Source organism: Pseudomonas sp. PDM27, assembly GCF_019219205.1.
GTDB classification, from domain to species: domain Bacteria; phylum Pseudomonadota; class Gammaproteobacteria; order Pseudomonadales; family Pseudomonadaceae; genus Aquipseudomonas; species Aquipseudomonas laurylsulfatiphila.
Map to the genome: position 1 here is coordinate 31,185 of NZ_JAHUWF010000018.1, position 17,846 is coordinate 49,030.

At 63.1% G+C, this 17,846-nt stretch carries 14 protein-coding genes and 2 pseudogenes; 8 read left to right on the plus strand and 8 right to left on the minus strand.

Features of this window, described 5'->3' with window-relative positions:
- Positions 1-78: 78 nt before the first annotated feature.
- The 4 genes and pseudogenes from KW838_RS27650 to KW838_RS27665 all read right to left on the minus strand — a co-directional run.
- A pseudogene (locus KW838_RS27650) lies at positions 79-321 on the minus strand (PLP-dependent transferase); the annotation flags it as partial.
- A 134-nt stretch (positions 322-455) separates the two neighbouring features.
- Positions 456-650 (minus strand): annotated as a pseudogene (locus KW838_RS27655) (PLP-dependent transferase); the annotation flags it as partial.
- 122 nt (positions 651-772) lie between these two features.
- Positions 773-1,951 (minus strand): PLP-dependent aspartate aminotransferase family protein, encoded by a 1,179-nt coding sequence (locus tag KW838_RS27660; protein WP_218504177.1) that lies wholly within the window; start codon positions 1,949-1,951, stop codon positions 773-775.
- A complete protein-coding gene (locus KW838_RS27665) occupies positions 1,948-3,324 on the minus strand; it encodes a pyridoxal-phosphate dependent enzyme (protein ID WP_218504178.1) in 1,377 nt (458 codons plus the stop codon). Before KW838_RS27665 ends, KW838_RS27660 begins: the two co-directional genes overlap by 4 nt.
- 274 nt (positions 3,325-3,598) lie before the next feature.
- Here KW838_RS27665 and KW838_RS27670 point away from each other — a divergent pair, with 274 nt between their 5' ends.
- The 7 genes from KW838_RS27670 to KW838_RS27700 all read left to right on the plus strand — a co-directional run bounded on the left by KW838_RS27670 (position 3,599) and on the right by KW838_RS27700 (position 12,100).
- Positions 3,599-4,960, plus strand: a complete 1,362-nt coding sequence (locus KW838_RS27670; protein ID WP_173900871.1) for an NAD(P)/FAD-dependent oxidoreductase — start codon at positions 3,599-3,601, stop codon at positions 4,958-4,960.
- A complete protein-coding gene (locus KW838_RS27675; RefSeq protein WP_003201555.1) occupies positions 4,960-5,370 on the plus strand; it encodes a RidA family protein in 411 nt (136 codons plus the stop codon). The genes KW838_RS27670 and KW838_RS27675 overlap by 1 nt, the downstream gene beginning before the upstream one ends.
- A gap of 10 nt (positions 5,371-5,380) precedes the next feature.
- Positions 5,381-6,055 carry a DUF1028 domain-containing protein gene (locus KW838_RS27680; protein ID WP_218504179.1) on the plus strand — a complete coding sequence of 225 codons (675 nt, stop codon included), beginning with the start codon at positions 5,381-5,383 and terminating at the stop codon, positions 6,053-6,055.
- Positions 6,048-7,217: an acetylornithine deacetylase gene (gene argE / locus KW838_RS27685; protein ID WP_218504180.1), complete on the plus strand. Its 1,170-nt coding sequence runs from the start codon at positions 6,048-6,050 to the stop codon at positions 7,215-7,217. Before KW838_RS27680 ends, argE begins: the two co-directional genes overlap by 8 nt.
- Positions 7,218-7,252: 35 nt before the next feature.
- Positions 7,253-8,293 carry an ABC transporter substrate-binding protein gene (locus KW838_RS27690; protein WP_015095629.1) on the plus strand — a complete coding sequence of 347 codons (1,041 nt, stop codon included), beginning with the start codon at positions 7,253-7,255 and terminating at the stop codon, positions 8,291-8,293.
- Positions 8,294-9,520: 1,227 nt separating this feature from the next.
- Positions 9,521-10,936: a cytosine permease gene (locus tag KW838_RS27695; RefSeq protein ID WP_218504181.1), complete on the plus strand. Its 1,416-nt coding sequence runs from the start codon at positions 9,521-9,523 to the stop codon at positions 10,934-10,936.
- 123 nt (positions 10,937-11,059) lie between these two features.
- Complete coding sequence (locus KW838_RS27700; RefSeq protein ID WP_256358989.1) at positions 11,060-12,100, plus strand: GGDEF domain-containing protein; 1,041 nt, start codon at positions 11,060-11,062, stop codon at positions 12,098-12,100.
- 182 nt (positions 12,101-12,282) lie between these two features.
- Here KW838_RS27700 and KW838_RS27705 read toward each other — a convergent pair whose 3' ends face one another.
- The 4 genes from KW838_RS27705 to KW838_RS27720 all read right to left on the minus strand — a co-directional run bounded on the left by KW838_RS27705 (position 12,283) and on the right by KW838_RS27720 (position 16,430).
- Complete coding sequence (locus KW838_RS27705; protein ID WP_218504183.1) at positions 12,283-12,642, minus strand: cupin domain-containing protein; 360 nt, start codon at positions 12,640-12,642, stop codon at positions 12,283-12,285.
- Between the two features lie 13 nt (positions 12,643-12,655).
- A complete protein-coding gene (locus KW838_RS27710) occupies positions 12,656-14,053 on the minus strand; it encodes an FAD-binding oxidoreductase (protein WP_218504184.1) in 1,398 nt (465 codons plus the stop codon).
- A gap of 70 nt (positions 14,054-14,123) precedes the next feature.
- On the minus strand, positions 14,124-15,398 hold the full coding sequence (locus tag KW838_RS27715) for a glycosyltransferase (protein WP_218504185.1): 1,275 nt from the start codon (positions 15,396-15,398) through the stop codon (positions 14,124-14,126).
- Between the two features lie 99 nt (positions 15,399-15,497).
- A complete protein-coding gene (locus tag KW838_RS27720) occupies positions 15,498-16,430 on the minus strand; it encodes a GntR family transcriptional regulator (RefSeq protein ID WP_015095624.1) in 933 nt (310 codons plus the stop codon).
- A 309-nt stretch (positions 16,431-16,739) separates the two neighbouring features.
- On the opposite strand from KW838_RS27720, the gene KW838_RS27725 reads away from it, so the two are divergent.
- On the plus strand, positions 16,740-17,795 hold the full coding sequence (locus KW838_RS27725; RefSeq protein WP_102702764.1) for a spermidine/putrescine ABC transporter substrate-binding protein: 1,056 nt from the start codon (positions 16,740-16,742) through the stop codon (positions 17,793-17,795).
- Positions 17,796-17,846: the final 51 nt, after the last annotated feature.

The window sequence follows — 17,846 nt, forward strand, 5'->3', positions numbered from 1 at the left end:
CATTGATGTTGACTGAACTGACGCTTTCGCGAGCAGGCTCGCTCCCACAGGGTTACGGTACTCAGGACTTTGGACAACTCACATCCGCGCCAACGCCTGCGCCAGGTCCGCGCGCAAGTCTTCGACGTCCTCAACCCCCACCGACAACCGCACCAGCCCATCGCCAATCCCCAGCTCTGCCCGGGTATCGGGCGGGATGGTGGCGTGGGTCATGATCGCCGGGTGTTCGATCAGGCTTTCCACGCCGCCCAGGCTCTCGGCCAGGGCGAAGATCTGCACGTTCTCGAGGAAGCGTTTGGCGCCGGCCAGGTCGCTGTTGAGATGGCGCAAAACCTGTGGGAGCGAGCCTGCTCGCGAATGCGGTATGTCATTCAACATTGATGTTGACTGAACTGACGCTTTCGCGAGCAGGCTCGCTCCCACAGGGGGTTACGGTACTCAGGACTTTGGACAACTCACATCCTTGCCAACGCCTGCGCCAGATCCGCGCGCAAATCCTCCACATCCTCAACCCCCACCGACAACCGCACCAACCCATCACCAATCCCCAGCTCTGCCCGGGTATCGGGCGGGATGGTGGCGTGGGTCATGATCGCCGGGTGTTCGATCAGGCTTTCCACGCCGCCCAGGCTCTCGGCCAGGGCGAAGACCTGTGGGAGCGAGCCTGCTCGCGAATGCGGTATGTCATTCAACATTGATGTTGACTGAACTGACGCTTTCGCGAGCAGGCTCGCTCCCACAGGGGGTTACGGTACTCAGGACTTTGGACAACTCACATCCGCGCCAACGCCTGCGCCAGATCCGTGCGCAAGTCCTCGACATCCTCAACCCCCACCGACAACCGCACCAACCCATCGCCAATCCCCAGCTCTGCGCGGGTATCGGGCGGGATGGTGGCGTGGGTCATGATCGCCGGGTGTTCGATCAGGCTTTCCACGCCGCCCAGGCTTTCGGCCAGGGCGAAGATCTGTACGTTTTCGAGGAAGCGTTTGGCACCGGCCAGGTCGCTGTTGAGGTCGAGGGAGATCATCCCGCCGAAACCACGCATTTGCCGCTGGGCCAGTTCGTGCTGCGGGTGCGAGGGCAGGCCGGGGTAGTAGACCCGGGAGACTTGCGGCTGGCGCTCCAGCCACTGCGCCAGCTCCAGTGCGTTGCTGCAATGCCGTTCCATGCGCAGGGCCAGGGTCTTCACGCCGCGCAGGGTGAGGAAGGCGTCGAACGGCCCGGCGATGGCACCCACGGCGTTTTGCAGGAAGCCCAAACGCTCGGCCAGTTCGGCGTTCTGCCCGACCACGGCGATGCCGCCGATCACGTCGGAGTGGCCGTTGAGGTATTTGGTGGTCGAGTGCAGCACGATGTCGAAACCCAGTTCCAGCGGACGCTGGATCCACGGGCTGGCGAAGGTGTTGTCGGCCACGCAGATGATGCCGCGCGCGCGGCAGGTGCGGGCGATGGCGGCGAGGTCGGTGAGGCGCAGCAGCGGATTGCTCGGGGTCTCGACCATGACCATGCGGGTGTCGTCCTGCAGGGACGCCTCGAACGCCGCCAGGTCGGTCAGGTCGACGAAGCTGAAGCGGTGCCCGGCGCTGCGCTGGCGCACCTTGTCGAACAGGCGGAAGGTGCCGCCGTACAGGTCGTTGCCGGAGACGACGTGCGAACCGGCATCGAGCAGTTCAAGCACCGTGGAAATGGTCGCCAGGCCCGAGGCGAAGGCAAAGCCCCGGGTGCCGCCTTCGAGGTCGGCCACGCAGCGCTCCAGCGCCCAGCGCGTCGGGTTGTGCGAGCGCCCGTAGTCGAGGCCCTTGTGCACCCCGGGGCTCTGTTGCAGGTAGGTGGAGTTGGCGTAGATCGGCGGCATCAAGGCCCCGGTGGATGGGTCCGGCGTTTGCCCGGCATGGATCACCCGGGTGGCGAAGCCCTGAGGCGGGGCGTTTTTGTCCTGTTGACTCATGGCAGGGATCTCCGCAAGTGGTTGAGCATGTCGGTTCGGGTAATCAGGCCGTGGAAGCCCGAGGCATCCTGGATGATCGCCACCAGGCCACGGCCCAGCTCTGCCTCCAGTTCCGCCAGGGTGGCAGCAGGGGACAGGGTCTGCAGTTTGTCGGTCATGGCGCTGGCCACGGTTTTACGGAAGTGCGCAACGTCCTCGTGCACCCCCAGCAGGATGTCGGACTCGTCGATCACGCCGACCAGTTGCTGACCCTTCACCAGCACCGGCAGTTGCGACACGTCCGCCAGACGCATGCGCTGAAACGCGGTGAGCAGGGTGTCGTCGGGGCCGACGCTGATCACCCGGCCATCCTCGAAACGCCGCGCGATCAGGTCGCGCAGGTCGCCGTAGTGCTTGCGTTGCAGCAGGCCCTGATCGTTCATCCACTGGTCGTTGTAGACCTTCGACAGGTAACGCGTACCGGTGTCGCAGACAAAACTCACCACCCGTTTCGGCGCGGTTTGTTCGCGGCAGTAACGCAGCGCCGCCGCCAGCAAGGTACCGGTCGACGAACCGCCGAGAATGCCTTCGGCGCGCAGCAACTGGCGGGCATGGTCGAAGCTTTCCTCGTCGCTGATCGAATAGGCGTGGCGCACGCTCGACAGGTCGGCAATCGACGGGATGAAGTCTTCGCCGATGCCTTCCACCGCCCAGGAACCGGGGGTGGGGAGGGTCCCACCACGGCTGTATTCGGCCATCACCGAACCGACCGGGTCGGCCAGGACCATTTCCAGGTCCGGCTGCACCCGTTTGAAGAAGCGGGTCAGCCCTGTGAGGGTACCGGCCGATCCGACGCCGACGACGATGGCGTCCACATCATGCTGGGTTTGTGCCCAGATCTCCGGCGCGGTGCTGCATTCGTGGGCCAGGGGGTTGGCCGGGTTGTTGAACTGGTCGGCGAAGAACGCATCGGGAATTTCCGCCGCCAGCCGCGCGGCAACGTCCTGGTAGTACTCGGGATGGCCCTTGCCGACATCGGAGCGGGTGATGTGCACCTCGGCGCCCATGGCCTTGAGGTGCAAGACCTTCTCGGTGGACATCTTGTCCGGCACCACCAGCACGACGCGATAGCCCTTGGCGCGGCCGACCAGGGCCAGGCCCAGGCCGGTGTTGCCGGCGGTGGCTTCGACAATGGTGCCGCCGGGCCTGAGGCGGCCGTCGCGTTCGGCGGTGTCGATCATGGCCAGACCGATGCGGTCCTTGATCGAACCGCCGGGGTTCTGTGATTCGAGTTTGAGAAACAGCGTGCAGGGACCGGTATCGAACCGGCTGACGCGTACCAGCGGGGTATTGCCAATCAGTTCGAGTACGGCAGGACGGGAATAGTCGGGCATGTCATCACTCCTTGCGTGAATCCGCACTGGATGGACAGCAATCCGCGCCGGGTCTTCGCGCCGGTCGCGGGCAATGCATCGCTTGGACCATAGGCCGGGATCGGGTCGACCGCAACCTCGCACGGCCAGCCGGTCACCTCGACGCTTTTTCCTCGCCAGCAACCACAAAAAACATAATTTCGCTATTTCCCGGCTCCGAACAGAATGCGGCCAACACCCCGATACCGATAGCCGCAGCAGAAGAACAACAGTGATCAGAATCGAGGCGGCAGCCATGACCGACCTGAATCAAACCACCTTTCAGAAGTGCACAGCCATGACAGTTGATAAAACCGTAATTGATACGCTTGTTGTTGGCGCCGGCCAGGCCGGCGTGGCCATGAGTGAACACCTGAGCAAACTCGGTGTGCCCCACCTCGTGCTGGAGCGCAACCGTATCGCCGAAGCCTGGCGCACCGGCCGCTGGGATTCGCTGGTGGCCAACGGTCCTGCCTGGCACGACCGCTTCCCGGGCCTGGAATTCGACGGCCTGGACCCGGACGCCTTCGCCGGCAAAGAGCAGGTGGCCGAGTACTTCGAAGCCTATGCCCGCAAGTTCAACGCGCCGATCCGCACTGGCGTTGAAGTCAAGAGCGTACAACGTAATGCCGACCGTCCGGGTTTCACCGTTGAAACCTCTGATGGCGTGATCGAGGCCCGCCACGTGGTGGTCGCCACCGGCCCGTTCCAGCGTCCGGCCATCCCGCCGATTGCCCCGCCAATGGCCGGCATCAGCCAGATTCACTCCGCCCAGTACTACAACCCGCAGCAACTGGCCGAAGGCGCGGTGCTGGTGGTGGGCGCCGGTTCTTCGGGCGTGCAGATCGCCGATGAGCTGCAACGTTCGGGCAAACAGGTCTACCTCTCGGTCGGCGCCCACGACCGTCCGCCGCGCGCCTATCGCAACCGCGATTTCTGCTGGTGGCTGGGGGTGCTGGGCGAGTGGGATGCCGAGGCCATGCAACCGGGCAAGGAACACGTGACCATCGCCGTGAGCGGTGCCCGTGGCGGCCACACCGTGGACTTCCGGCGCCTGGCGCATCAGGGCATGACCCTGGTCGGCCTGACTCAATCGTTCAATGGCGCTGTGGTCAGTTTTGAAAACAACCTCGCCGACAACATCCGCCGGGGCGATGAAAACTACCTCGCGCTGCTCGACAAGGCCGACGCCTATATCGAGCGCAACGGCCTCGACCTGCCGCTGGAACCGGAAGCCCGGGCCATGCTGGCCGATCCGGATTGCGTGACAAACCCAATCCTGGAACTGGACCTGCTCAAGGCCGGCGTGACCACGATCATCTGGGCCACCGGTTACTCCACCGACTACAGCTGGCTGAAGGTCGATGCCTTCAAGGAAAACGGCAAGCCACAGCACCAGCGCGGCGTGTCGGCCGAGCCGGGGGTGTATTTCGTCGGGTTGCCGTGGCAGTCCCGTCGTGGCTCCGCGTTCATCTGGGGCGTTTGGCACGACGCCAAGCACATCGCCGATCACATCGTTAAGCAGCACACCTATTTCAACTATCGGGATGCGACCCAGCGTCAAGCCGACGCCGCCCGTGCACCCGTTCAGAAAGCCAGCCTCATGGGAGTTCGTTAATGCCTACTCATACCCGCATCCGCATGTTCAACACCAAAGACACCTACCCGAACCAGACGCTGGACAACGATTTGTGCCAGGCCGTGCGCGCCGGCAATACCGTGTATGTCCGTGGTCAGGTCGGCACCGATTTCAACGGTCAGCTGGTGGGCCTCGGTGATCCGCGCGCCCAGGCCGAACAGGCCATGCGCAACGTCAAGCAATTGCTTGAAGAAGCGGGCAGCGACCTGAGCCACATCGTCAAGACCACCACCTACCTGATCGACCCACGCTATCGCGAGCCGGTGTACCAGGAAGTCGGCAAGTGGCTCAAGGGCGTGTTCCCGATTTCCACCGGCCTGGTGGTCAGCGCCCTCGGCCAGCCGCAGTGGCTGATGGAAATCGACGTGATTGCCGTTATCCCTGAATAAGGACTTCGCCATGACTTTTTCCATCGTGGGTCGCTGCGCCGAGACCGGCCAGTTGGGCATTGCCATCAGTTCTTCGAGCATCGCCGTCGGCGCGCGCTGCCCCTGGCTGCGTGCCGGGGTCGGCGCGGTGTCGAGCCAGAACATCACGCTGCCGGCCCTTGGCCCGCAGATCCTCGATGAGCTGGCCAACGGCTCGGCGCCGCCCCAGGCGCTGGACCACTCGTTGACCCGCAACGGCTACAGCCAATACCGCCAGGTGGCGGTGGTGGATGCCCAGGGTCGCACGGCGGTGTTCAGCGGCAACCATGCACTGGGCATCAACAACGCGGTGGCCGGTGACCAGTGCGTGGCGGCCGGCAATCTGCTGGCCAACAGTGGGGTGATCGAGGCGATGGTCGCGGCCTTCGAAAACAGCGAAGGCTGCCTCGCCACCCGCCTGATGAACGCCTTGCAGGCCGGGCAGGATGCCGGCGGTGAAGCGGGTGCGGTGCACTCGGCGGCATTGTCGGTGGTCGGTGACCTGACCTGGCCGATTGTCGACCTGCGGGTGGATTGGGCCGATGAAAACCCGATTGGCGAGCTGGGCAAACTCTGGACGGCCTACGAGCCGCAATTGCAGGACTACCTGACCCGCGCGCTCAATCCGACCCTGGCCCCCGCGTATGGAGTGCCCGGCGATGAGTGAGTTGCGCAGCCGCGCCATGCTCGCGCGGTTGATCGGGTTCGCCACGGTCAGCCGCGACTCGAACCTCGAGCTGATCGAGTTCGTGCGTGACTACCTGCACGGGCTGGGCGTGGATTGCGAACTGATCTACAACGCCGAGCGGACCAAGGCCAATCTGTTGGCCACGGTCGGCCCGAGCGTGGCCGGCGGCATCGTGCTGTCCGGTCACACCGACGTGGTACCGGTGGACGGCCAGGCCTGGACGGTCGAGCCGTTCAACCTGAGCGAGGCGGGTGGCAAGCTGTACGGTCGCGGCACTGCGGACATGAAAGGCTATCTGGCCTCGGTGCTGGCCGCCGTGCCGGTGTTTCTCGCCAGCCCTTTGAAGCGCCCGGTGCATTTGGCGTTTTCCTATGACGAAGAGGTCGGCTGCCTTGGCGTGCGCGGTTTGCTGGAGGTGTTGCCCCAACGCATCCCGGCACCGGCGTTGTGTTTGATCGGCGAGCCGACCGAGCTCAAGCCGGTGCTTGGCCACAAGGGCAAGCTGGCGATGCGTTGCCACGTGCGTGGTGCGGCCTGTCATTCGGCCTATGCGCCTTATGGGGTCAATGCCATCGAGCAGGCCGCGCGCCTGATCGGTCGGCTGGGCGACATCGGCGCCACCCTGGCCCGGCCACCGTTGCACGACAAGCGCTTCGACCCGGCGTTCTCGACCGTGCAGGTCGGCGTAATCCAGGGCGGTACGGCGCTGAACATCGTGCCGGCGGACTGCCGTTTCGATTTCGAGATCCGCGCCTTGCCGGACTTCGCTCCGCAAGTGGTCGTCGATGAGCTGCAGGACTACGCCGAGCACACATTGCTGCCGGCCATGCAGGCCGTGGACACCGATACCGCGATCCGCTTTGAAAAAATCTCGGCCTATCCGGGCCTGGCGACACCCGCCGACAGCGCCGCCGCCCGGCTGATTGCCGAGCTGTGCGGCAGCGATGATTTCGGCACCGTGGCCTTTGGCACCGAAGGCGGGCTGTTCAATCAGGCCGGGATTGCGACCGTGGTCTGCGGTCCCGGCAGCATGGACCAGGGGCACAAGCCCGATGAATTTGTCAGCGTCGATCAGATGGCGGCCTGTGACCGCCTGATGGATCGCCTGGCGGCTTACTTGAGTGAATCCGAACACCCATAACAACAGCGGGCCGACCAGCCCCGAGGAAGCGATCCATGTCCAGATCCTTGCGTTGCAGTGTTCCGTTTGCCCTGGCGTTGTTGAGTGCCAGTGTGTGGGCGGCCCCCCAGGACCTCACCGTGATTTCCTTCGGTGGTGCTACCAAACAGGCCCAGGATAAAGCCTACTTCCAGCCCTTCAACGCCAGCGGCGCGGGCAACATCATCGCCGGTGAGTACAACGGCGAGTTGTCGAAGATCAAGGCCATGGTCTCGGCCGGTCACACCAGCTGGGACGTGGTGGAAGTCGAAAGCCCCGAGCTGTTGCGCGGCTGCGAGGAGGGCCTGTTCGAGAAGCTCGATGCCGGGCGCTTCGGTGATTCGGCGAACTTCGTGCCCGGTGCGCTGACCGAATGCGGGGTGGCCACTTACGTCTGGTCGATGGTCATGGCCTACGACCAGAGCAAACAGGCCAAGGCGCCGCAATCCTGGGCGGACTTCTGGAACGTCGCGGACTTCCCGGGCAAGCGCGGCCTGCGCAAGAGCGCCAAGTACACCCTGGAAATCGCGCTGCTGGCCGACGGTGTCAAGGCGGACGACGTGTACAAGGTCTTGAAAACCCCGCAAGGCGTGACCCGGGCCTTTGCCAAGCTCGACCAGATCAAGCCGAACATCCAGTGGTGGGAGGCGGGCGCGCAACCGGCGCAATGGCTGGTGGCCGGCGACGTGGTGATGAGCGCGGCCTACAACGGCCGGATTGCCTCGGCGCAGAAGGAAGGCATGAAGCTGAGCATCGTCTGGCCGCAAAGCCTGTACGACCCGGAATACTGGGCGGTGGTCAAAGGCACGCCGAACAAGGCGTTGGCGGAAAACTTCATCGCGTTCGCCAGCCAGCCGCAGACACAAAAAGTCTTCTCGGAAAACATCCCCTACGGGCCGGTGCATCGCCAGACCTTGCCGTTGCTGCCCAAGGACGTGCAGGAACAACTGCCAACCGCCGAGGCCAACCTGGCCGGCGCACGGGCGGTGGACGCAGAGTTCTGGGTCGACCATGGCGAAGAGCTGGAACAGCGCTTCAACGCCTGGGCTGCGCGCTAACCCAGCAACCCCATAACCCCCTGTGGGAGCGAGCCTGCTCGCGAAAGCGGTATGTCAGTCACATCGATGCAGGATGTGCCGCCGCCTTCGCGAGCAAGCCCGCTCCCACAAAAAACAGTGCGATACCTCGGGTTTGTGCAGTGGTGATGGTAGTCAGTTAAAACGCAGGACCCTGTGGGAGCGAGCCTGCTCGCGAAAGCGGCATGTCAGTCACGTGGATGCTGGATGTGCCACCGCCTTCGCGAGCAGGCTCGCTCCCACAAAAAACAGTGCAATACCTCGGGGTCGCGCAGTGGTGATGGTAATCAGGTAAAGCACAGAACCCTGTGGGAGCGAGCCTGCTCGCGAAAGCGGCATGTCAGTCACATCGATGCTGGATGTGCCGCTGTCTTCGCGAGCAAGCCCGCTCCCACAAAAAACAGTGTGATACCTCGGGGTCGCGCAGTGATGATGGTAGTCAGGTAAAGCACAGACCCCTGTGGGAGCGAGCCTGCTCGCGAAAGCGGTATGTCAGTCACATCGATGCTGGATGTGCCACCGCCTTCGCGAGCAAGCCCGCTCCCACAAAAAACAGTGCGATACCTCGGGTTCGCGCAGTGGTGATGGTAGTCAGCTAAAACGCAGGACCCTGTGGGAGCGGGCTTGCTCGCGAAAGCGGTATGTCAGTCACATCGATGCTGGATGTGCCGCCGCCTTCGCGAGCAAGCCCGCTCCCACAAAAAACAGTGCGATACCTCGGGGTCGCGCAGTGGTGATGGTAATCAGTTAAAACGCAGGACCCTGTGGGAGCGAGCCTGCTCGCGAAAGCGGTATGTCAGTCACATCGATACTGGATGTGCCACCGCCTTCGCGAGCAAGCCCGCTCCCACAAAAAACAGTGCAATACCTCGGGTTTGCGCAGTGGTGATGGTAATCAGTTAAAACGCAGGCCCCTGTGGGAGCGGGCTTGCTCGCGAAAGCGGTATGTCAGTCACATCGATGCTGGATGTGCCACCGTCTTCGCGAGCAGGCTCGCTCCCACAGGGATTTCGTTGTTCGGAATTTTATTGGTTTTTCCTGCTGATAAATGGCCATTACTGCGCAATCTTTTTTAAGGTTTAAAGGCACAAATTAACTAATTTTCCTCCCCGCGCTCTTTGTCCATGATCGCCTCCAACAAGAAATGCGCCGTCCCGTCTGCGCACACCGAAGTACGAACACGTACTCATCCTTGCCTTGGAGTTCGTCATGTCCACCACCGCTTCATCCGCCCCGCTCATCGAGAAACACACGATCGGGTATGTCCCTCCTGAGGATCGCCACGGAAAGGTCAAAGATCTGTTCACCCTGTGGTTCGGCGGCAATATCGCGCCGTTGCCCATCGTCACCGGTGCGCTCGGCGTGCAGTTGTTCCACCTGAACCTGGTCTGGGGCATTGTCGCGATCATCGTCGGCCACCTGGTCGGTGGTGTGCTGATGGCGCTGCACTCGGCGCAAGGCCCGCAGATGGGCATTCCACAGATGATCCAGAGTCGCGCGCAGTTCGGTTCCCTGGGGGCGTTGCTGGTGGTGGTGATTGCCGGCGTGATGTACATCGGCTTCTTCGCCTCCAACATCGTCCTGGCCGGCAAGTCGTTGCATGGCGTGGTCGAGAGTGTGCCGGTGTCGGTGGGCATCGTCCTCGGCGGCCTCGGTTCGGGGATCATCGGCATCATTGGCTACCGCTTCATCCACGTGCTCAATCGCATCGGCACCTGGGTGCTGGGCCTGGGCATCGTGCTGGGCTTCGGCTACATCCTGACCCACGTGCAGACCGATGACTTCCTCACCCGCGGCAGTTTCAACATCTCCGGCTGGCTGGCCACGGTGTCGCTGGCAGCGCTCTGGCAGATCGCGTTCGCGCCGTACGTGTCCGATTACTCGCGCTACCTGCCGAAGGACGTCAAGGTCAGCTCGACCTTCTGGGCGACCTACCTGGGTTCTTCACTGGGCTCGATCCTGTCCTTCGTGTTCGGCGCCGTCGCCGTGCTGGCCACGCCCGTGGGCATGGACACCATGGACGCGGTGAAGCTCGCCACCGGTGCCATTGGCCCGTTGATGCTGGTGCTGTTCCTGCTCAGCGTGATCAGCCATAACGCCCTGAACCTGTACGGCGCGGTGCTCTCGGTGATCACCTTGCTGCAAACCTTCGCCCACCGCTGGATTCCGACCGCGCAGAGCCGGGCGGTGCTGTCACTGATCATCCTCGCCGGTTGCTGTGTGGCGGCCATCGGCGCCTCGGCGGATTTCATCGGGCACTTCGTCGACCTGGTGCTGGCGTTGCTGGTGGTGCTGGTGCCGTGGACCGCGATCAACCTCATCGACTTCTATGCCATCCACAAGGGTGACTACGACATCGCCTCGATCTTCCGCGTCGACGGCGGCATCTATGGCCGCTTCAATCCGCAGGCGCTGTTGGCCTACGCCATCGGCATCGTGGTGCAGATTCCGTTCATGAACACGCCGATCTACACCGGCCCCGTGGCGGTGCATATCGATGGCGCGGATCTGTCGTGGCTGGTGGGCTTGATCGTCACGACGCCGCTGTACTACTGGCTGGCGAACCGCGATACCGCGTATCGTCGCCGGCAGAACGTGGCGGGTCTGATGTCGGGCAACATATAAAGGACGCTGGAACAGGCGTACCGGGTTGAAATGAGGCTGTAATTCGGGATAGCCGTTTGTCGGGCGTATGGTTATGCTCAGCGAGCCTGCCAATCGCCAATGATAAACAACCACAGTGAAGCCATGAGCCAATCCGACACGCGTGCGACTGTTCTAGCGCTGTATCCAGAAGACTCCCGTGAGGCAGCGGCGTTGCTCAAGCAGGCAGTGCCGCTGATGGTTCGTCACAACATTCCGCCCAACCCGGTGCACTACGCGCTCTGGTACACCTACAGCAAGGGCCAGGAGCCGGAACTCAACCGGCACCTGGACCGGGTGGTCAACGATTTCGACGCTTTCCCGCCGGAGTCGGCAGCCAGGCTGTTTCGCGAATACATCATCCGCGACGAACTGGCGGACGCCCGTTCCGGGCAGCAGGACGCGATCAACCTGGTCGACGACATGGAGCGCGATGTCTCGCGCAGCGTGAAGGGTAACCAGAACTTCCAGGCCAGCCTTGGCCAGTACCTGCAAATGCTCGAAGAGCCGACCAGCGAGCGCTTGCCAAGCATCCTGATCCAGCTGCAACAGAGCACCCGGCTGATGCAGGGGCAGCAGGAACACTTCCTCGCCCAGTTGCAGTCGGCGCAACACGAGATCAAAAGCCTGCGCGACAAGCTGGAGCGCGCCCAACTGGCCGCGACCCTCGATGGCCTGACCGAATTGCTCAACCGCACCACCTTCAACCGCAAGCTCGAGCAGGCGATGAACAACGCGGCGTCCGGCGTGGCGCTGGTGATGCTGGATATCGACCACTTCAAGCAATTCAACGATCAGTACGGGCATCCATTGGGGGACCGTGTTCTCCAGCATGTTGCCCGGGTGTTGCGTGAATCGCTGTCGGGCGAAGCGTTCGCGGCGCGTTACGGCGGCGAGGAGTTCTGCGTGGTGCTCAAGGACTGCCCGGACCTGGCGGCTGTGGGTGCGTTTGCCGAGCGCCTGCGCCTGAAAATCCAGTCGCTGCGGGTCAAGGCCCGGGGCACCGATACCGTGCTGGACACCATCACCGCATCGTTCGGCGTGGCCCATGCACAACCCGGCGACACGCCCGAAAGCCTGCTGACCCGCGCCGACGACGCGCTGTACCAGGCCAAGCGCAATGGGCGCAACCAGGTACGGCAGTAACACCTTAAAGGACGAACCACCGGCACCTGTGGCGAGGGAGCTTGCTCCCGCTGGGTCGCGCAGCGGCCCCAAAACCTGATCATTCAGGTAGCACCGAGCAAACGGGGTTTGCGACTGCTGCGCAGCCGAACGGGAGCAAGCTCCCTCGCCACAGGTTGTTTGTTGCTCGTTCCATCGAGCGGTTAGCCGAGGATGAAGTAGACCTTGCGCACCGGGGTGAGGTTTTCCCAGGTGCCCTGGAATCCGCTGGCGACCACGAAGGAATCGCCGGGGCCGAATGTGCGCGCGACGCCTTCGGCATCGGTCAGGCGCACCGTGCCCTCGAGAATGTGACACAGCTCATCGTAATCGCACTGGCAACGCTCCCGGTGCGGTCCCGCCTCCCAGATGCCGGCCACGGCGTTTTTCCCGGGCGCCACAAAGTGCCGCCAACTCTTGCTGCGATAAGGCGCGTCGACCACGGCCAGGTCGTCGATTTCGGTTTCACGGGGGGCAAGCTCACTGGCGAAGTCGATGACGTGCCGGGGCAGGGCTGTGGACATGTTGGTCTCCGGATCAGGAATCGAAACCGATGCCAAAGGCATCGAAGGTCTTGAGCAGCAGGTCGCGGTGACCGTCGCGGTCCTCCCGCGCCAGAGAGCGCTGGGCCAGTTTCACGCCGACATAACGCAACGGCTCGGGCGGAAAGCGGAACGGCGCCTTGGAGGTCATCAGCAACTCCGTTCGTTCGGTGCGTTCACCGGCCAGCAGGTCGAGCATGTTCAACGCGGCAAAACGGCTGGCCGATACCCCTTGCCCGGTGAAGCCCAAGGCATAGGCAACGCGGCCCTGATGTTCACAACCGGTGAACATCGTGGTGCGTGCCGAGGTGTCGATGATGCCGCCCCAGGCATGGCTGAAGCGCACATCGCCCAGGGCAGGGAAGGTCTGTTGAAACTGTTCGGCCAGGCGCTGGAAGCTTTGCGGGCGCTGGGTCAGGGCTTCGTCGCGGCGCCCGCCGAAATGGTAGATGGCATCAAAGCCGGCCCAGAGAATGCGGTTGTCGGCGGTCTTGCGCAGGTAGTGGAACTGATTGCCGGAATCGGCGATGCCGTAACGGCCGGTCCAGCCGATGGCGGCCAGTTGTTCATCGCGCAGGGGCTCCGTGACCAGCGAGTAGTCGTAGACCGGGATCACGCTTGAGGCCAGATGGCCGAGCAACGGCGGGGCGATGTTGGTGGCGAGGGCGACTTGCCCGGCGATGATTTCGCCGTCGGCCGTGCGCAGGCGCAGGCTGTCGTTGCGGGCCTCCAGTTGCAGCACCGGGCTGTTTTCGAACAGCCCGATCCCTTGTTCAAGGCAGACGCGGCGTAGCTCGGCGGCCATTTTTGCCGGGTTGAGCAGGGCGTAGTTGGGTTCGAACAGACCTGCCACGTAGGCCGGGGAGTCGAGTTTCTGTGCCAGTTGAGGGCCTTCCAGCCACTCGCAGTCAATGCCGAACCGCGCGTAGTTACGTTGCATGGCGCGCAGTCCGTCGACTTGCCAGGGCTGGCTGGCGACGTTGAGTTTGCCCTGGCGTTCGAACTCGACCTGCAGGCCGAAGCAATCCAGATCGGCCGCCAGCTCATCGAGGTTCTGCCGGCCCAGGCGGATCAGTTGCTGCGCTTCATCCGGCCAACGCTTGAGGGCGTTGGACACGCCATGGGAAATGCTCGGTGCGCAGAACCCGCCATTGCGTCCACTGGCCTCACCGCCGCAACGACGGGCCTCGATGATCGCGATGCTCAGCCCGGGGTTGCGCTGGCGTGCCAGTAACGCCGTCCACAATCCGGTGAATCCGCCACCGACCACCGCCAGGTCGCATTGCTCGGTTGCGCTGACGGAAGGTGCGGCGGGCGGAGGGGTGACGGTGTCCTGCCAGAAGGGATGGGGCAGGACGTGGTCGAGCGCATCGAGACGCGGTGGGGCATTCATGCTGAAACTCCGGCGGTGTGTCGGGCAGCGACGATTGCGTTCGGTTGCCCGACAGTTTTTGTTGTTATGGCTAGAGGTCTAGGATCGCGCGGGCGGCAATGTCGGTGCCGCGGGTCGCCTGCATGCGCTCACTGAACGAGGCGAGGCGTTGCTTCATCGGTTGGTCGGCCAGCAGTTGTTCGAGGGCGCCGGGCAGGGCGGCCAGGGGATCGGCGAAGCGCGGCAGGTAGCGGCCGACGCCGACTTCCTCGGCGCGGGCGGCGTTGTCGTGACCGTCCCAGCAATACGGAATGATCAGCGACGGCAAGCCGAAGTACAGCGCCTCGCAGAAGCTGTTGTTGCCGCCGTGATGGATGAACACATCGCATTCCTTGAGCACGGCCGGCTGGGCAAACCAGCTGTCGAGGTACACGTTGTCCGGCACGGTGGTGTACATGTCGCGGTAGGCGCCGACGTTGACCAGGAAGCGATAGGGCAAGGTCTCGATCGTGCTGATCAGGCGTTTCATCATCCCGGTGTCGGCGGCGCCGAGGCTGCCGAAGCTGAGGTAGATCAGCGGTGCGTCGTTGTGCCGTGGAAAGTCCGGGACGATGTACGGCGCTTCGCGGCGTACGCAGCCGTCGAGGTAGACGTAGCGCTGCGGGTCGAGCGGCTGCCGGCGTTCATAACGCACAGGCGTCGGCGACAGCAGCAGGTTGAGCCAGGGTGAATCGGTGAGGAACTGCCCCGCCGGACAGGGCGCCGTATGGTTGCCGAGGAGAAACTGCGAAAAGCGTTCATGGGCCGGTGCGACCGCTTTGAGGTAGTGCTCGGAGTAACGCTCGCAGGCTTCGGTGTCACTGGCCAGGCAGCCGGAGAGGTACGGTGGAACGGCGGCATCCGGCAGTTCGGTCTCGGCGCAGGACACCACCCGCACCCAGGGGCAGCCGGCGTTGGCGATGGCCGGGAACATCACCACGTTGTCGAGCACGATCACGTCGGGCTTGAGGCGGCCGAGCAACTGCTGCAAGGGTTTTTCCGCTTCGATGGCGGTGTCGATGATGGCTTCCCAGGCGGGCGCCACGTAGCTGTCGATCTGCGCCAGCGGGGTCTGGTCGAAGTAGGGAATACTGCGCTCGATGAAGCGTTCCCAGTAGTGCTGGTGTTCCGCCGCCGACAACGGGCTCACTTGCGGAATCGGGTATTCGTCGAAGCCGTACTCGGCGAACAGCCCCTGGAAATGCTCGTGGCAGATGAACACCGGCCTGGCGCCCAGCTCACGCAGCGACTGAGCGATACCAATGCAGTTCAAGGCCGCGCCGAAACTGGCTTCCGGAAACAGGGCGATCAGTTTTTGTTTTTGCATGGCGAGGACTGTCCATGGCGGGTCAGACCCGCCGCTCCTGAAGGTGTTTTTGATGCTGTCTTATTTTCAAAAAAAAATCATCATGTTTTTGCGTGGCGCTTAACGGCGTCCAAACAGATGGCTTTGCGGAATGCCCCGGTTGGCGGTTTGCGGGCGTTGCGCGGCGCTCAGGCGCAGGTGCAGGCGCAGCAGGTCGGCGGCGATCTCCATCTGCCCGCGTTCGATCTGCGCGATGATTTGCAGGTGTTCGCGCAGGGCCTCTTGCAGGCGGTGCACGCTGACCGATGGCAGCAGGTTCGGCAAGCGGCGCAAGCCCTGATGCTGGAGCAGGGCGTCGCTGATGAATCGGTTGCCGCAGCTCTGGGCCAGCAGTTCGTGGAAGCTGATGTCCAGCTCGCGAAACTGCTGCAGATCGAAGTCTTCCACGGGGCGGGCGAGCAGGCTTTGCATGGCGCTGCGCAACAGCGCCAGGCGTTGCGGGTCGGCGTTGAAGCTCGGGCTGAGCAAGGCTTCGGGCTCGAGGATCAGACGGAATTTCAGGCTTTCTTCGAGGGCGGCCAGGCTGTTCAGCGACGGACGAAACAACCAGGACTGGCCGGGGCCGCGCTCGATGGCCTGGCTTTCGCTCAGTTGCTGCAAAGCCTTTTGCGCCGCCGGCCGGCCGATGTCGTAGCGGCGCATCAGTTCGCTGATGCTGATGCTGTCGCCCAGGCGCCCGGCCATGCGGTCACGCAGCACCGAGGCGGCCAGTTCTTCTTCCTCGGCCTGGGGCAGGGCGGCGTTGAAGGCCTGGCCCGCCGGCGATGCCAGCAATCGGTAGCCCTTGCCGGCTTCGTGGCTCAGCAGGTTTTCTTCCAACAGTACTTTCAGCGCGCCGCGAATCAGCGTGCGCGACACCTGGAACGTGCGCGCCAGGGCCTGTTCGGCCACCGGGTCGCCGGCCACCAGGCCGCTTTCCTGGGTGTGCTCCAGAATTCGCCGGGCGAGTTCCAGGTGGTTGGTGCGGGGTTTTTTCTCGGCTGTTGTGCTCAAGCGTCTTATCTCGGTTCGGTCGCTGGCGAATCAGGTGCTCATCTTATGCCATGCGCCGCTCAATGGTCCTGTGGTAACGCGCATTCCTCTGTAGGAGTTGCCGAAGGCTGCGATCTTTTGATCTTGTTTTTAAAGATCAAGATCAAAAGATCGCAGCCTTCGGCAGCACCTACAGGGTGAGGAATCGGAAAAAGGCGTTGACATCTTTTGATACTGGTCCTAATTTCTAAAAAAAAACACCAGCAATCGTTTCTCGTTTTGCCGTACTGCCTTCGAACACAACAATAAACAATCGTCGGGTGAGTATTTATGAGCAAGCTGAATGATCTTCTGTGCGCGGGATTGGCCGTTTCCCTGGCGATCGCCTCACAGGCTGCAAGTGCGAAAGACATGGTGATTTCCATCTGGGACGGCTACATGGCCCCGGATGCGCTGGAGAAGTTCAAGGCTGCCAGCGGTGTGGAGGTCGACAAGGCGCTGCACGCCACCAACGAAGAAATCATGGGTAAGCTGATGGCCTCCGGCGGTGAAGGTTACGACGTGGTGTTCGTCTCCTCGCCCTTCGCCGAAGTCCTGCACAAGCAGGGGCTGCTGGCGGACATCGATCCGGTCAAAGTCCCCAACCTGAAAAACCTCTACCCCGAAGCCACTCACCTGGAATATGACCAGGGCAACCAGTTCTCCGTGCCTTACACCTGGGGCACCACGGGCATCTGCTATCGCTCCGACAAGGTGACGCCGGCGCCGCAAAGCTGGAACGAGCTGCTTAACCCGAGCGATGCCCTCAAGGGCAAAGTGACGATGCTGGCCACCGACCGCTGGATGCTCGGCGCCGGTTTCCTCGCCAAGGGCTGGTCAGTCAATGACAGCGACCCGGCACAGATCGCCGCGGTTCGCGACCAGTTGATCGCCACCAAAAAACGCATTCTGTCCTTCGACGACACCACCTTCTATTCCAAGCTCGCTTCCGGCGAATCGCTGATGGCCCACGCCTGGGACGGCTGGTGCAACTACGGCACCCAGGCCAACGCGGCGATCAAGTTCGTGGTGCCCAAGGAAGGTTCCGACCTGTGGGTGGACACCATGGTGGTGCTCAAGAGTTCGAAGCACCAGGACCAGGCCTTCAAGTTCATCAATTTCATGCTGGCCAAGGAAAACCACGCCTGGGTCGCTGAAAACATCCTCTACAAAGTCCCCAACCAGGCGGCCATGGCCGGGTTGTCCGCGGACCTGCTCAAGCAATACCCCAACCTGACCATCGCCCCCGCCGAGCTGCTGAAAATGGAGCAATTGCGCGACCTGGGCGGCACCACGCAAAAGGCCTACACCCGCGCCGTCACCGAAATCATGGCGGCGCAGAACTAACGCCACGTCGATCCGAGGCATGCCCGGCATGCCTCGCCACGCTCGCAAGCC